Origin of the sequence: Spirosoma taeanense (genome assembly GCF_013127955.1) — a bacterium.
Taxonomy (GTDB): Bacteria; Bacteroidota; Bacteroidia; order Cytophagales; family Spirosomataceae; genus Spirosoma; species Spirosoma taeanense.
The window spans coordinates 1360701-1377188 of sequence record NZ_CP053435.1 but is presented as its reverse complement, the minus strand read 5'-3'; the positions used below and the strand labels follow the sequence as shown (position 1 = coordinate 1377188).

General features: G+C 54.7%; 10 protein-coding genes. 5 read left to right on the top strand and 5 right to left on the bottom strand.

Annotation, left to right across the window (positions count from 1 at the left end; translation table 11 throughout):
- Window positions 1–73 precede the first annotated feature (73 nt).
- The 4 genes from HNV11_RS05860 to HNV11_RS05845 all read left to right on the top strand — a co-directional run bounded on the left by HNV11_RS05860 (window position 74) and on the right by HNV11_RS05845 (window position 8259).
- Entirely contained in the window at window positions 74–4759 is a 4686-nt protein-coding gene (locus HNV11_RS05860; protein WP_171738781.1) for a translocation/assembly module TamB domain-containing protein, read from the top strand.
- A gap of 36 nt (window positions 4760–4795) precedes the next feature.
- Window positions 4796–5896: a Nif3-like dinuclear metal center hexameric protein gene (locus HNV11_RS05855; RefSeq protein WP_171738780.1), complete on the top strand. Its 1101-nt coding sequence runs from the start codon at window positions 4796–4798 to the stop codon at window positions 5894–5896.
- A gap of 17 nt (window positions 5897–5913) precedes the next feature.
- Window positions 5914–6669: a zinc ribbon domain-containing protein gene (locus tag HNV11_RS05850; protein WP_171738779.1), complete on the top strand. Its 756-nt coding sequence runs from the start codon at window positions 5914–5916 to the stop codon at window positions 6667–6669.
- 102 nt (window positions 6670–6771) lie between these two features.
- The gene (locus HNV11_RS05845; protein ID WP_171738778.1) at window positions 6772–8259 is read left to right on the top strand and encodes a tetratricopeptide repeat protein; all 1488 of its coding nucleotides are present in this window, start codon (window positions 6772–6774) and stop codon (window positions 8257–8259) included.
- Window positions 8260–8280: 21 nt separating this feature from the next.
- Here HNV11_RS05845 and HNV11_RS05840 read toward each other — a convergent pair whose 3' ends face one another.
- From HNV11_RS05840 to HNV11_RS05830, 3 genes are all read right to left on the bottom strand, one after another.
- Window positions 8281–9471 (bottom strand): phosphoglycerate kinase, encoded by a 1191-nt coding sequence (locus HNV11_RS05840; protein WP_171738777.1) that lies wholly within the window; start codon window positions 9469–9471, stop codon window positions 8281–8283.
- Between the two features lie 156 nt (window positions 9472–9627).
- Window positions 9628–10800 carry a hypothetical protein gene (locus HNV11_RS05835; RefSeq protein WP_171738776.1) on the bottom strand — a complete coding sequence of 391 codons (1173 nt, stop codon included), beginning with the start codon at window positions 10798–10800 and terminating at the stop codon, window positions 9628–9630.
- On the bottom strand, window positions 10797–11759 hold the full coding sequence (locus HNV11_RS05830; RefSeq protein ID WP_171738775.1) for a DUF2157 domain-containing protein: 963 nt from the start codon (window positions 11757–11759) through the stop codon (window positions 10797–10799). The genes HNV11_RS05835 and HNV11_RS05830 overlap by 4 nt, the downstream gene beginning before the upstream one ends.
- 53 nt (window positions 11760–11812) lie before the next feature.
- Between HNV11_RS05830 and HNV11_RS05825 the strand changes: the two genes are divergently transcribed.
- On the top strand, window positions 11813–13501 hold the full coding sequence (locus HNV11_RS05825; protein WP_171738774.1) for a VRR-NUC domain-containing protein: 1689 nt from the start codon (window positions 11813–11815) through the stop codon (window positions 13499–13501).
- Window positions 13502–13503: 2 nt separating this feature from the next.
- On the opposite strand, the gene HNV11_RS05820 is transcribed toward HNV11_RS05825, so the two are convergent.
- Both HNV11_RS05820 and HNV11_RS05815 read right to left on the bottom strand, forming a co-directional pair.
- Window positions 13504–14889, bottom strand: a complete 1386-nt coding sequence (locus tag HNV11_RS05820) for a glucoamylase family protein (protein ID WP_171738773.1) — start codon at window positions 14887–14889, stop codon at window positions 13504–13506.
- 75 nt (window positions 14890–14964) lie between these two features.
- The gene (locus HNV11_RS05815) at window positions 14965–16482 is read right to left on the bottom strand and encodes a RagB/SusD family nutrient uptake outer membrane protein (RefSeq protein WP_171738772.1); all 1518 of its coding nucleotides are present in this window, start codon (window positions 16480–16482) and stop codon (window positions 14965–14967) included.
- Window positions 16483–16488 lie beyond the last annotated feature (6 nt).

The following is a 16488-nucleotide window of genomic DNA, read 5'->3' as shown; positions in this document are numbered from 1 at the left end:
CCGTTCCCTCTGATAGTAGTCCAAGAGTAGGCCAATTTTGTTAATCGTTGTACATTAGGCTTTTCCGTCCTGAATGCGTCAGTTTTTTGCTATATTCCTCAAAACACTGCTCTACCTCCTGCTAACAGCGGTCGGGTTGTTGTTGGGGGTTGCGCTGGGGCTTCAGATTCCGGCTGTGCAGACGCGGCTAGCGCAGGAAGTGGCCAGCCGCATGTCGGGCAAGCTACTTTTCCCGGTCTCGATTGAGGGCGTTTCCATTAAATGGTTCGATTCTCTTTCACTGAAAGGCGTCCGCATCAACGACCGCGAAGGTCGGCCCATGATTCAGGTCGGCCGGCTCGATGCCAACTATAATCTGCGGAATCTGATTGATTCGTCGGCCCACAATATCCATCTGGACGAGGTCGTGCTCTACCGGCCCCACGTCCGAATGATCAAAAATCCAAAGACCGGCGATACAAACCTCGATGAGTTTATTGCCCGGATTGAGGAACTGACGTCCGACCCAACTAAGCCCAGCATTCCGAATCAGAACGTACCGTTTACGGTCGCCCACATTCATCTGGCCGAAGGCGCCTACACGCTCGAAGACCCGCGCGAACCGTTGATGAACGACCGTCGAAGCTTTGATTACAATCATTTTACGCTCCAGAATTTAAACGCCGACGTCACGAATTTCCTGGTTCTGGGCGATACCATTGCGCTGGATATCAAAGGCCTTTCGGGTGTTGACCGCGACTCCCGGCTGAAAATCCGGCATATAGACACCGATTTTCTGTATTGCAACACCAAAATGGAGCTGGGGAAGCTTTACGCGCACATTGGCAACTCCATTATCCGGAATGAACTGACGTTTTTCTACGATCGTCCGTCGGCTTTTGGCGACTTCAACAGCCGGGTGGTTATGCAGGCGCGTTTTCGGAACAGTCAGGTACGCTCAACAGACCTGGGTTTTTTCTCGGATTACCTGCGGGAGCTGAACGAAACCTGGCTGCTTAGCGGCACATTTATGGGTACGGTCGATAATTTTCAGCTACGTAACACCGACCTGCGCTTTGGCCCTAATGGGCGCAGCCAGCTAACGGGAAACATCGGCTGGAAAGGCTTGCCCGATATTGACAAAACAACGGTTGATTTCGCCTTTACGCCCTCCGTGGTCAATATGGCCGACATCCGGCAATATTATCCCGATACGTCATTCAATCACACGATCCAGAAGCTGGGCACGGTAGCCTTCGACGCAACCTTTGCGGGCGCGTTTGATGACTTTAAGACGAAAGGAACCTTCCGCACCGCTATTGGCAACGTAACGGGGAATCTGGCGCTTAAACTCGCCGACAATCCCGACCAAACCACTTACTCGGCGAACCTCCAGGGCGAACATCTCGACCTGGGCCGCCTGATTGACCAACCGCAGCAATTCGGCAAACTCGATGGAGCCGGGGTTTTGACGGGGCACGGTACGGCACTCGCGCGGGCCAGTGTTGATGTAGATGGGCAACTCAGCCGGTTTGGCTGGCAGGGGTATGACTACCGGAACATTACGGTTCGGGGGAATTTACAGAAAGCATACTTCCACGGTCAGCTAAGCCTGCGTGATCCTAATCTTACGTTCGCGCTGGACGGCGAGTCGGATCTGCGCGGCCCGCGTAATCATTACGACCTGCACGGCACCATCCAGCATGCCGACCTGCGGGCGCTGGGGTATCTGCGCGATTCGCTGGTTGTCCAAACGAATCTGGACGTTCAGCTGGAAGGCAATACCGTCAATGATATTGTGGGCAGCGCTTATTTTCACCACGCCACGATCAATCTGAACCAGCGCAGTCTGAACGTAGGTTCACTCTCGCTCCTGTCGTCCATCGAACGCTCGACTGGAGCTGACTCGGTTGGAACCCAGCGTTACTTTGACCTCGATTCGGATTTTTTAACGACGCGTCTGCAGGGCAACTTTCAACCCCAGCAGACCGTTGACGACCTGAAGCGGCTGGCTCAGGAGTATCAGCTTTATTTTGCCGGCGACGCGGCCGGTATGAAAGCGTATTACGATCAAAAACAGCGGCTTGCACTCGGTTCACGGCCCCGCAGTAAGCCCCTGCCCGCCCGCTATAACGTCGATTACCAGTTCATCGCCAAGGACATAGCGCCACTGTTTGCGTTTTTCGAACCGTCGGTGTACGTAGCGCCTGCCACCCGTATGGAAGGTCGGTTTACGGTCGACAATACCTCCTTTCTGACCACGACCCTGCATACCGACTCGCTGCGGTTTGGTACGCTGGCGTTCGGACCGAGTGAGCTGGACCTAACCACGTCGAAGTTTACGTATGGTCAGGATGTGCTGGCCTCGGCGGTTGTATCCTCCCAATACCAGACGCTGAGTTCGGCGCTGCCGACGCGCAACCTGCAGGCAGAAGGGTTCTGGGATGTTGATCACATCCGGTTTACGAGCAGCATTGAGCAGGCCGGCAGCACCAACCGCGCGGCTTTGAACGGTGAACTCCGCTTCAAAGGCGACGCCATTGACCTCACCTTTCTCCAGTCGAAAGTGCGCGTATTAGATGGTGACTGGACGCTCAATCCGCAGAGTCTGATCCGGAAGGTCGGTGATGAATACACCATCCGCAACCTGTCGGTGCAGAACCAGAACCAGATCATTCTGGCTTCGGGTACGCTTTCACCTGATTCGGTGCAGCGGCTGAACCTGGAGGCCCGGAACTTCCTGCTCGAATCGCTGAACCCCGTTGTGAACACAACTTTGGGCGGTACGCTGAACGGAAAATTATCCGTACGCGACGTTTACAAGACACCCATCATAGAAAGCGAACTTACTGTAAATCAGCTTACGTATCAGAAAACGCTCTTCGGCGACGTACGCGGCCGGGGCGCGTGGGATCAGCAGACACAGCGGCTCAACGTGGATGCGAACCTGAACCGTAACGGTGCCGACGTCTTGACGCTGACGGGGAACTATACGCCCCAGCGCAAAAACAATCCGCTCGCCCTGAAAGCCAATGTCAACAATGCCGACCTGGCCATTCTGGAGTCGTTCACAACGGATCTGTTCTCGAACCTCGGCGGAACCGCTACAGGTCTGATTGCCATTACGGGTACACCTTCAGCACCGGCATTGTCGGGCGATGTGAGCATCAAAGGGGGCCGGGGCCGGTTTGATTACCTCAAAGCCGATTTTACGTTTGACGACAACGTGTATTTTGGCGAAAACGAGATCATTACCCGCCGGTTAACGCTGCGCGACCCTGAGGGCAATACGGCTCAGCTTCGCGGAGGTGTATATCACGACGGTTTCCGCTACTTTACGCTGGGCTTCGACGCCGACTTCAAAAATTTCCGCATTCTCAACACGACCGCCAAAGACAACGATCTGTTTTACGGTCAGGCTATCGTAACCGGCAAAGCCGAACTATACGGCCCGCTCGATAACATCACCATTCGGGCGAACGTCGCCAGTAACAAAGGCACCCGCATATACATTCCGCTCGACGGGGCCACCACCGTAGCTTCCGACGATCAGATCCGGTTCGTTAATCGCAGCGGATTCAGCAACGGCAAGCCCGTCAGTCAGACGGTAGCCAGCGCACCGGGCAGCGATTTAACTGCCAGCACCGACATCGATTTGTCGCGCATTCAAATGGATTTCAATTTCGATATTACGCCCGATGCCTACTGCGAAATTCAGCTAGACCGTCAGACGGGCGACATTATCAATGCCTATGGTAAGGGGCGGATCGCCATGCGGGTCGACACCAAGGGCGATTTCACAATGACGGGCAACTACGAAATCCTGAAAGGCGATTATACCTTCACCTTCCAGAACGTCATCAACAAACGCTTCCAGATTCGGCCTAACAGCCGCATTACGTGGACCGGCGACCCCTACGGTGCGCTACTCGACGTAACGGCCGCCTACACGCAGTACACCTCGCTGGCCCCTTTGCTGCCACCCAGTCCTACCTCGAGCCGGAACGCCGATCAGACGCGCCGGTATCCGGTTGATTTGCTCATTAAACTCACGGGCGAACTAGGCTCACCGGCTATCAGCTACGACCTGGATGTAAAAGAATACCCGTCCTCATCGGATTTCCGGCAGGCCGTAACTGCCTTTGAATCCCGCATTCAGAGCAATGAGCAGGAAATGACCCGGCAGGTCAGCAGCGTCCTGCTATTTAATCAGTTACTGGCAGAAGGCACCAGTCTGTTTGGCCAGGACCAGGTCAACACGGGCGTTGCAAACAGTGTGAGTGAACTGCTTTCGAACCAGATCAGCCGGCTGGCGTCGACGCTCGACGAAAACCTCGACGTAGGCGTGTCGTTCGGTGGCTTTACGAGCACCACCCAGAACGAAAATCTGCTGAACAACCTGCAGCTCCGGTTCTCTTACCGGCTCCTGAACGACCGGCTCCGCATCAGCCGCGACGGCGGTTTCACCTACGGCCAGAGCCAGTATAACGCAGCCAGCCTGCTCGGCGAATGGACGCTGGAGTATTTCATTACGCCCGATGGCCGGTTCCGCGCGAAGGTGTATAACCGTAACCAGCAGAGTATCCTGAGCCAGTACAGCCTGAACAGCACTATTACGACCGGTGGCGGCCTGAGTTTTTTATATACCCGTTCGTTTAATCGGCTCTTCGGCGGCAAGCGCAACGCCCCCGGTCTCGCCCCCGATAAATCAACCGACGAGCCCGCTCCGGTGACCGCGCCCATAACGACGTTCACCAGCAGCGGTCGCGGTACGTTCTAACATACGTTCAGGGCCACTACCCTTTTTTCAATGCCTATGCCGTCAATTCGCCAGCTTACCGCTTACATCGAATCGTTCGCCCCCCTCGCCTATCAGGAATCGTATGACAATGCCGGTCTGATCGTAGGCGACCCTAACGCTGAAATCACGGGCGTTCTCGTTACGCTCGACGCTACCGAAGACGTGATTAATGAAGCTATTGCCAAAGGCTGCAACGTAGTGGTGGCCCACCACCCGATTGTGTTCAAAGGCCTGAAAAAAATCAACGGCAAAACCTATGTCGAACGGGCGGTCATCAAAGCCATTAAGCACGATGTCGCACTCTACGCGGCTCACACCAATTTAGACAACGTAACGGGCGGGGTTAATTTCATGATCGCCCAGAAGCTCGGCCTCGAAAACGTTCAGATTCTGGCGCCCAAGTCACAGGTACTCACCAAGCTGGTGACCTTCGCTCCTCTCAATGATACTCAGAAAGTGCTGGATGCTCTGTATGAAGCTGGAGCCGGGCAGATTGGCAAGTACGCGAATTGCAGCTTCCGGGTCGACGGTACCGGTACGTATCAGCCCACTGAGAGCGCCAATCCGGCGATTGGCGAAGTGGGCGAGTATCACGAAGAGGCCGAGAACCGGATTGAGGTTATCATCCCGGCGCATCAGCAGGGACAGGTCCTGAAGGCGCTACGGAAGGCGCATCCGTACGAAGAAGTGGCCTACTACCTGACCCCGCTGGATAACCAGAATCAGGAAGTCGGCTCCGGGGCCCTGGGCGAATTAACCAGCCCTGTCGACGGCCCGGCGTGGCTGACATACCTGAAAGAGCGTATGAACCTGCGTTTTATCCGGCATACGGCCCTGCTTGACCGCCCGATCCAGCGCGTGGCAGTTTGCGGAGGAGCAGGAAGTTTTCTGCTTAGCGACGTCCAGCGGGCCGGGGCAGATGTTTTTGTGACAGCCGACTATAAATACCACGAATTTTTCGACGCCGACGGACGCATTCTGATCTGCGACATTGGGCACTACGAAAGCGAAGTCTGTACGAAAGAGTTGATTAGCCAGCGTTTGGCAAAAAAATTCACTACTTTTGCGGTAATTTTATCTGAAACGGATACGAATCCGGTTCGGTACTTCATATAGCACTAACTACATTCCGAATGGAACTGACGATTGCGCAAAAATTAGACGCTCTTCTGAAACTGCAATCCCTTGATTCACAATTAGACGAACTTGTTAAAATTCGCGGTGGGTTGCCTGAAGAGGTGCGCGACCTGGAAGATGATATAGCTGGCTTCGAAACGCGGATTGGTAAATTTCAGTCAGAAATCAAGACGCTGGAAGAAGAAATCGAACGCAATCGCGTGGCGAAGAAAGACGCTGAAAAGCTGATTACCAAGTACAAGGATCAGCAAATGAACGTCCGCAACAACCGCGAGTTCGACGCCATCTCCAAGGAAATTGAACTCCAGTCGCTTGAAATCGAACTGGCCGACAAACGAATCAACGAAGCCCAGTTCCGCGTGCGGGGTAAGGAAGAGGAGATCAAGAACACGCAGAACGCCCTGAACGAACGGAAGGAAGACCTCAAGGCGAAAAAGCAGGAACTGGATCAGATCACGTCTGAAAGCCAGGAAGAAGAAAAAGAAATTATCCGGCAGCGCGATGAGCAGGCAACGACGATAGAATCGCGCCTGCTGAATTCGTACAACAAAATCCGGAGCAACGCGCTCAATGGCCTGGCAGTTGTTATGGTCAAGCGCGGAGCCTGCGGAGGCTGCTTTAACGTCGTGCCCCCCCAACGGCAGGCCGACATCAAGGACAAGAAGAAAATTATTGTCTGCGAACACTGCGGCCGGATTTTTGCCGATGTGGAAGGTGTTCCCGAACCCGCCCCCGTCGGTCGGGGACGCTAGTCTCAGCCATCATTTTCTGGAAAAGGTCGTCAGGTTGGCGACCTTTTTTTGTCTGGTTTCTTGAAGTCTGTTTTAGCCACCTTTCGGCTAACTTTATCCGCTATGGTAACGCCTACAGGTCGTCTCCTGACACTCACCGTTATATTAATCCTGCTGCCCGGATTGATCTGGGCGCAGGATTTTATCTGGAGACCTGCGCTGCAGCGGGCGTACAGCGACCTACAGAAAATGAAGGTGCAAGCTGCCCGGCAAACCCTCGCCCGCGAGGCAACGACCAATGGGGTTCGCATCTTTCTCGAAGATTACGCCGATATGCTGGTGCTCGTCACTTCCGATGATGACCGGCTGTTTAGCAGTTTAAGCGCCCGCGAAGATGAACGGCTGAACGCTTTAAAAGCGCTGGATGATACCTCGCCCTGGCAGCGGGTCCTTCAAGCCGAAGTGCGGCTCCACTGGGCGTTTGCGAAGCTTAAGTTCGGCAAAGAAATCAGTGCCAGTTGGGACGTCATCCGGGCCTATAAACTCCTGGCTGAGAACCAGAAGCGGTTTCCAGATTTTCTGCCCACTTACAAATCGCTGGGCACCCTACACGTAATGATTGGCTCGGTACCGGAGAATTACGTCTGGGTGGCGAACCTGCTGGGTTTGCAGGGCAATGTCCGGCAGGGGCAACAGGAGTTGCAGCGAGCGCAGCAGGATTCCTTGTTCGGGCTGGAAGCGCGACTGATTGACCTGATGGTACGGGCTTACGTGCTGAAGTTTACCAACGCCGATAGCCAGTTGCTGCAACAGCTCGTAGACGAGCAACCGGATAATCTGCTGTTACACTTTTTCGGCGCTACTATTGAGCAGAAAAATGGCCGCAGCCAGCAGGCGCTGACGTATCTGAACTCACGCCCGACTGCCTCTGATTATCAGTCCTTACTTATAATTGAAAACATTCTGGGAGATATCTATCTTCAGAAAGGCCAGTACGCCAACGCAACAACTCATTTTCAGCGGTTTCTGAGTAGCTACAAAGGTCAGAACTTTCTGAAGGATTCGTATTATAAACTATTCCTGTGCCACTGGCTGAGCGACGAACCCGAAGCGCGATTACGCCCCCTGCTGCAAAAATTGGTAACCGTTGGTCGCCTGACAGTTGAGTCGGATAAGGCGGCCCAGAAGTTTGCCGAAGCGTATTTAAAACGAGGAGCATCACCGGGCCAGAAGGTGCTGATGCAGGCCCGGCTAGCCTCCGATGGTGGTTTCACTGACAGCGCCCTGGCTTATCTGCGCCCGTATAACGAAGCGCGCTTTGCGCACGTCGCTGAACGGGCAGAATACAATTACCGGATGGGCCGTATCTACCAGCACCGGAATGAGCCAGATACAGCTATTTCTTATCTGAGCCGTGCGCTTGCGCTGAGCGAACCGGATCAGTTGACTTTCGGCGCGACAGCCGCGCTACAGCTGGGGTATGTCTATCAACAAAAGAACGACCGCACCAAAGCACGGTCGTTCTTTCAGAAAGCCCTTCGTTTTAAATACCACGAGTATAAAAACAGCGTGGATAATAAAGCCCGGGCAGGATTGAGCCAACTGCAATAGCAGGCTGAGGTTCAGAGCCGGTTACGCTTCCAGAGCCGCTACGCCCGGCAGTGTTTTGCCTTCCATGTATTCGAGCAGCGCACCACCACCCGTTGACACATAACTGACGCGGTCGCCGTAGCCAGCCTGATTCACAGCCGAGGCTGAATCACCACCGCCAATGAGCGAGAAAGCGCCGTTTTCTTCGGTTGCCTTAACCACAGCTTCCGCAATGGCGTTGGTCCCGATGGCAAAATTTGGGAACTCGAAAACACCCATCGGACCGTTCCAGAGGATCGTTTTGGAAGCCAATACGACATCCGTAAACAGTTTGATGGTTTCGGGTCCAATATCCAGTCCCTCCCAGCCGTCGGGAATCAGGCCGGTTTCAACCGTCTGTCGGTTGGCGTCGTTTGAGAAATCGTCGGCGCAGACGTTATCGACTGGCATATAAATTTTTACCCCTTTCTCTTCGGCCTTTTTCAGCAAGTCCAGTGCCAGGTCCTGCTTATCGGCTTCGAGCAGCGATTTGCCAATCTGACCGCCCTGTGCCTTCGTGAAGGTATAGGTCATACCGCCACCAATGATCAGGTTATCGACGGTATCCAGCAGTTTTTCGATAATCAGAATTTTATCCGAGATTTTGGCTCCACCCATAATTGCCGTAAAAGGCCGGTCGGCGTCTTCCAGAATCTTTTTGGCATTGTCCAGTTCGGCCTGCATGACGTAACCACAAACGCGGTCGGTGAAGAACTGACCGATAACCGCCGTGCTGGCATGTGCGCGGTGAGCGGTGCCAAATGCATCGTTCACCCATACGTCGCCCAGCTTCGACAGTTTTTCGGCAAAGGCAACATCGCCTTTTTCCTCTTCTTTGTAGAAACGCAGGTTTTCGAGCAGAAGGATTTCGCCCGGCTGCAGGCTGGCGGCTTTCTCTTCGGCCGACTGGCCAATGCAGTCGTCAGCGAACTTCACCTCGCGGCCAAACGCTTCCTTCAAAGCGGGCAGCAGATGCTTCAGCGAATATTTTTCTTCCGGACCGCCCTTCGGCCGACCGAGGTGCGACATCAGAATCGCCGATCCGCCGTCGTTCACGATCTTCATGACGGTTGGGATGGTGGCTCTGATGCGGGTGTCGTCGGTGATGTTAAATTCTTTGTCGAGGGGAACGTTGAAATCCACCCGAACGAGGGCCTTTTTACCAGCGAAGTTGTAGGAATCTACGGTTTTCATGCGACTGCGTATGGTCGTTGGTTTGCGGGGCCAAACTTAGTGGTTTTTCGGCAGACGTGGACGGGAAGTTTAACTTCCACCGTTACGGCCGAACGATTCGCAACGTTGTGAACCGGGCAATCTGGTGAAGTCAGCTATATTGATTTCGCCTACACACTAATACTTGCCTTCACTCCCACCACCGCCGAAATCGCCACCACCGTAGCGAAGCTTGTCGTTTGGCCCATGCTGCGTTCCGGTTGCGGCCTGCATAGCGCCAATCGTTTCTACATTCGTAAAAAATTCGTTCGGGGACTCTTCATCAGGTACATCCGTGAACCCGTTCCGGGGCTGTTGCAGGAAGCGAATGACACCCACAGCCATTCCGATTAAGATGAGCCCGCCGAGCGTCAGGGCTACGTTAAGTGGCACCCATTCGGTGTATTCCTGCACCGTTGCAACTGCTGCGATAAGGCCTACGCCACCCAGAATCAGCAACATCCGGTTTTTGCGGGCCAGCCCTTGCCATAGATACGCGACTGGAATAGCCAACGTCAACACCCAGAACAGAGCCGCCAGTCCAATCTCCGGCGCATCAGCGAAAACCGGCTGGCCCGGTGCGGAGGGGAGCAACAATCCGTTTATCTCGCGTACGACAAAGTAGTTACCGCTGGCGACCAGAACTATCAGAGCCACCCACTCGGTCAGGTTAAACGCGTCGGCGTAGTACGGCCGACGCTCGGCCCGTTTAGCAGCCTGAAAGGCAACTTCAGAGACAACGATCAGCACAAAGGGCAGCGCCGGGCGACCCCAGCTAAATTCGAGCAGGCCATCGAAAATCAGACCGTAAAACATCACCAACGCGACGAACATAACCAGCGTATCCCCAGCATACCAAACCAGCGCCAGTAATACCGGCAGCGCAATGGCGCAGATAGTCCAGAACGGGGGCGAGGACGGCAACAGCGACGTAACGGCGGCAACCGCCAGAGCCGCTGTACCAATAATAAGCGCATTATCGACGCCATTGTGATAGTATTGGCGTCGGTTAATCATGACGTAAGCTAAAGTGCCGGTTCCAATCGCCATTAGGAGATTAAACAGGCCAAACACCGTATCGAACAGTTCGCCGAGCAGCAGAGCCAGTAAAGCATAGCCACCGACCATGGCGACCATCGTGAACAGAAACAGGCCGATTTCTACGAACGGGTTCGGCCGCCAGAAATTAATTGGATACGCCTGCCGGATTCGGTCAAGCTGCTCGTCAGTCAGCAGGCTCTGCCGATGCCACTGGTTCGCCTGTTGCACGATATCGCGGTTCTTTACCCAGCTTTCATTGTATAGTTTCATGCGGCCGAGATAATTTTGTAAGAACTTAACAGATAAGCCACCAGGCCAATACCCGTAAGCAGGAAGTACAGCAGCATGCCGTACGTTCCTAAATGGGCGTATTCCAAAATGAGGTACGTCAGGCCAACGTAGCCATAAACGACGCTGAGCAGCAGAAACAGAAACGACTGCTCCCGCCGGGCAAACCGATCAAACGCAAAGCACGCGACGGCCAGACCTATAATAAAAACTACCCGAAAGCCTTCAAAATTAAACAGCCCACCCAGCAGCGCCACCATCAGAAGATTACCAGCAACGGTTAGGTAGGTGTACGTAAAATGCGGTTTGATGCGCCGGTGTTGCAGCCCAAACGCTATCCCAATCAGGACCAGCGCCAGCGTGATGGCTGAAAAGACGGTTTTCTGATCGAAGAAGTTCGTTTTCAGGTAAAGTTCGAGCGGCCGGACCGTAACGCCCACCCACGAAATGAGCGCCGTCAGGGCCATGCCCAGCACCCCCCGGTGGTCAAACCGATAGGCCAGCGGCAGAAACAGCACGGCCGGCAGTAACGTAACCAGACCGTAGCGTGTCCCGAAAACGGTGTACTGGTATTGAGCGTAGCCTTCCAGAGTCAGAAACAGCAGACAGGCCAGAATCAGGGCGTAATCGCCAAAGGCCGACCGGCTTTTTGTCTGGGCCAGCGTCCAGGCCGACCGGTTGCGCCAGACGAAATAAAGGCATCCGGCACAGGCTGCGGCCATGGCGGTCAGCAAGGCTCCGTGGCCAATCTGGTCGAAGTTGTCATAGACCAGCAGACCTAACCCTGAACTCAACAGCAGAATACCCGCGTAAAGCATGGCCCTCAACTCCCAATGCAGCGAAAACGGCTTGCTCTGCTCAACTTCAGCAATTTTTGCCTGCTGATCGGGTGAAACAAACCCCTGTTCCTTCAACTCATTCAGTACGTCGGCTGGGGACATAAACGCTTGTTTTTTTGTTATGATATAGCGGACAAAAGTTCGCTCTTCACTGCATGGTTGGACGCCAGAAAGTCATACTTTCCCCTCGCTATTATCTGGACAATTTCCGTTACGTGCTGGACTTTGTCAAACGACTGTACGGTGGCCTGATGAACGAAGTCGAGTGGGACTTCGTGCGTCGGTTTGAGGCACTTGGTCTCGATGCTCAATGTCTGTACGTTAGGTTCAGTAACCGCAAAGGACTCTTCTTTCGCATTAATAAACTTCATTATAACGAAATAACTGACCTACCGGCCGCGGTCGGCGAGCTGCTAACCACGGGGTTCATTGAGCGCCTGACGCCCCACCACGAAGTTATGGGCAACGACGCGCTGGGCATCTTTACCAAACCTGAGCTCCTCGATCTGCTGCCGCTGGAACCGGAAGAAATCCGGCCGCTCAGTAAAGAGAAGAAAGAAGGCGTAGTGCGCTATGCATTACATGAACTCGATTTCGGGGAAATAGTCACGAGCCTGACCACCCACGAAACCGTCGTGAAGATGAATTTCGAAGCTGAGGGAATGATGATCAAATACCTGTTCTTCGGCAACCGCGGTGGCAACATGACCGAATTCGTAGTTCGTGACCTGGGCATGGTCAATTTTGAGCGTTACGACGATACCAAGATGACGGCCCGTTTCCGCACCCGAAAGGAAGTAGAGGACAAGCTGCTTATCTCCCTCACGAACGAAGAATTTTACGACCTGAAAGAAGCCGAAACGCCCGCTGAAGATATCTATAACTGGTTTCTGAACTGGAATGAAACGCGTCCCGAACTGACGGAAATTGCCATTCCGGGCTATCAGAAGCTGGTGTGCCGGGTGGGTGGCTTTCTGGAACGGCATAAACTACCCGACCAGGCGCTGGCTGTTTATGAACTGTCGGACCGGGTTCCAGCCCGCGAACGGCGCGTTCGGCTGCTGTTCCGCAATGGCTCCGTGGACGAAGCCCTTGCTCTTTGTGATGAAATCGCGGTAAACCCGCTCAATGCCGAGGAGCGGTATTTTGCCAACGACTTCCGCGAAAAGATTCTGAGCGCGGGCGAAAAGAAACGCAGCCGTAAAGCCACAACCCGCTTTCTGTCGGACGCTGAGAGTCTGAACATTCCGGCGGCTTACCGGCACCATGTCGAAGCCGGGGTTATGAATCATTATCTGGAAGAAGGCTACGACGCAGCGTTTACGGAAAATTATCCCTGGCGTGGGCTGTTCGGGCTGGTTTTCTGGGACATCATCTACGACGCCAACGTATCGGCCATTCACCACCCGCTGCAACGTGCTCCGTCGGACTTTTACCTGCCCGATTTTTATCTGAAACGGGAGGAGCTGCTCAAGAAACGACTGACCGAACTAGCCACCAAAGACGATTGGCGACGCCATACAGGCCGGATGTTCAACGCCAAATACGGCATCACCAACGTGCTGGTCGACTGGTCCGACGAGCTGTTGACGCTCGTGCAGCGTATGGTTGAACTGCTCGACCTGGAGCAACTGCGTCTGATTCTGCTCGAAATGGCCCGCAACGTGCGCGAACATACGCGGGGCTTTCCCGATCTGCTGATCTGGAACGAGCAGGGCGGGTATGAGTTTGTAGAGGTCAAATCCCCCACCGACCATCTTGGCCCGCAACAACTGCACTGGCTGGAGTTTTTCCAGACCATCGGCGTAAAAGGCAAGGTCGTGCGGGTCGTCTGGGAGTTGTAAACTTACTTAAGCCAGCCGCCCGTAAACCCGGCTTTTGCCAGCCCCCGCCGAATGTGGGGGTTTTTCTTCATCAGGTTCCAGACGAATCCAGTCCGCAGGTTCTCGGCCATCAGCAAAATTGGCCCCTGGTCAATGCCGAGGTAGTCGATATCGAACCATCCGTTCTGAGTAGAGCCGTTTGCGAACCTCGACGGGTAGCGGTACGTTGGATTGAACGCATCGCGGAAGCCGTATTCGCCGTAGAGTTTAGCCCCGTATTTTGTTTTCATAGCCCGTAACGCCGGCAGGCAAATTTCCGGCGCAAATGCCAGCGATCCGCCCGCAGCCGTGGGCGCAATGGTGCCATCGTCTACGATTTGCGTTGACGCGGCTCCTCTTGCCCGGTACGAAAAGAATTGACGGCCATTTACGGTTGTGTCTTTCGGCCCGTCGCAGGCCGTCAGGCCCCAGATGGTGGGGCCGTAATCCTGCCATTTCCCCGGATTAGCTACGCAGTACGCCCGGTTGGCGTACGTCGCCCGACGCGAATTTTCGGCGTAATCAATGCCCTTATCGCGCATATACGCATCCTGAATCCCTCGAAAATCAATCCAGCCATGCGAGTACTGGTGCCCGAACAACGGATCGAAATTGACGTGTGTCTGACCGTAGAAAGTAGCCCAGGGATATGACTTCGTCCAGGCGGGCCATACTTCCGGCCCCACCGGGTGCGTTGGTGAGCCAAGCGCCAGCACGTAGAGCAGCATGGCTTCGTTGTAGCCCGTCCAGTCGCTCTTGATGAAGCCTGTTTCGGGATGCCAGCCCATCGAAACGAATGGGGAGCGGGCCTGAAACCAGGTCCAGTCAGCGCGGCCGTAAATCTGGTCGGCCAGTTGCCGGATTTCGGTTTCAACGGGCGTGTTCTGATCAAAATACGTTTGTGCACTCAGAATACCGCCCAGCAGCAGCGCCGTATCAATCGTCGACAGTTCGACCTGCCTGAATCGCTCGCCCGTTTTCATGTCCAGGAAATGGTAGAAGAACCCTTTGTAGCCTGCAATGCCGGCGGTCTTTTCGGACTGCGGAGCAGTTGCAAAGAAACGTAAGGTGTTCAGTGTTCGCCCGGCAGCCTGCGCCCGGGTAATGTAGCCGCGCTCCACACCCACCAGGTAAGCCGTCAGACCGAAACCTACCGCGGCAATACTGGCAAACGACCGCGTTGGCGCCCGATCGGGCACAAGACCGTTGTCGGGGTTGGCTGTTTCCCAGAAAAACCGGAACGTATCCCGCTCCAGACTATCCAGAAAGGCTTCATCTGCTTTAGACAAGCGGGTTGCCTGCGGCCTCGGCTGACCATAGGCGACGCTTACGTAAGCCCAGAGGGTGATTAGAAGGAATAATTGCTTCATCCGGTCGGGCTGTATCTACCAGCGCAGGCATTCTGATTAGCGCCGGTAGATACGTTAAGTTGGTAGTTCTTTCAATTAATAGCCGGGGTTTTGCGTCAACGCGCCACCGCTCAGCTGAATCTGAGTCTGCGGAATTGGGAAAACCTCATTTTTACCTTTCACAAATGTTTTACCATGCGCGGCAAACGCCTGAACAGCCCGGCCCGACTGAACACTCTCCTGCCGGATCAGGTCGAAGAAGCGGTCATGTTCCATAGCCAGTTCCAGGCGCCGTTCGTGCCAGATTTTAGCCAGATCGATTGTCGCGTGGGCGGGTAGACCGGCACGGGACCGGAGCCGGTTAACGTCAGCGAGGGCTTCTGAACTCCGGCCCAGTGCCTGCGCAGCTTCGGCATGAATCAGCAGGATTTCTCCCAGCCTCAGGATGCGCAGATTCTTTGGAAGCCGGTCGTTGTTCCCACAATTTCGCTCAGCCGTACGGCTATGATACGCCTTATAGTTATACCGGTCGTTTTCAACCGAATCCCGGCTTGGCACCCGGTAGCCGTCCCATAAAATTGTCCCGCGCGGGGCTGGGTTGATAAAGATAATTGTCGCTTCCCGACGGCGGTCACCGGCTTCGTATTCGTCAAGCAAACTCTGGGAAGGCGTTCCAAAGCCAAAGCCCAGATCCGACCAGCCCCGTTTGCCACCGGCACGCGGTCCCTGACAGACGACATACAACTCAATGGCCGCGTTACAGGCCAGGTTGATGCCGGTCTGCACCTCGAAGAGCGACTCGACGCTATTTGCCCCAACCTCCCGCCAGATGTTGGCGTAGTTGGGTAGCAGATCGTAGGTGCCAACCTGATTTTTAATGATTGAGTCGCTCAGACTATACGCCTGCTGCCAGTTTTTCTGGTATAGATACACCTTGGCCAGCATTCCCATCGCGGCAGCTTTGGTGGCGCGGCCGGTCTGGGTCTGGCCTTTTATTGGCAGGCTGCTGGCGGCAAACCGCAGGTCGCTGATGATCAGATTGTAAACCTCTTCCCGACTGGCCCGTGCCTGCAGTGCCGTATTGTTGATATCCTCAACTGGCGGCACGCCGTTGATCAGCGGCACCCCGCCGAAGAAACGAACCAGGTTAAAATAGAAATACGCCCGCAGAAACCGCACTTCGCCCTCCAACTGATTCCGAACCGTCTGCTCGGCCGGGCTGAGCGGAATCAGAGCCAGCGCCTGATTGGCCCGGGCAATTGCCCGAAAATACGTCGCCCAGACATTATTCAGGTTTCCGACGCTGGGCGTTACGGTCAGGTTATCAAGTGTACCGAATGAGTTGGCCCCGTCGGCCGGAGAGCTGCCTTTGTCGGCATCGTCGGAGGCAATGTTGGTCATGCCCACGTAGTCGAATCCGTGCATGCCGCCCTCCCACATGGTGTTATAAACGCCCGTCACCAGATTCTGAGCAGCAGCCGGGTCATTTCGAACGGCCGCTTCGCCAATCTGCCCCTGCGGGGGCGTATCCAGAAATTCTTTGCAGGCCGTAACGCCCCCTACCAGAAAGGCCGCCAGCAGCAGGCGTCCGGAAATTCGTTGTGTATAGTTCATGTTGAT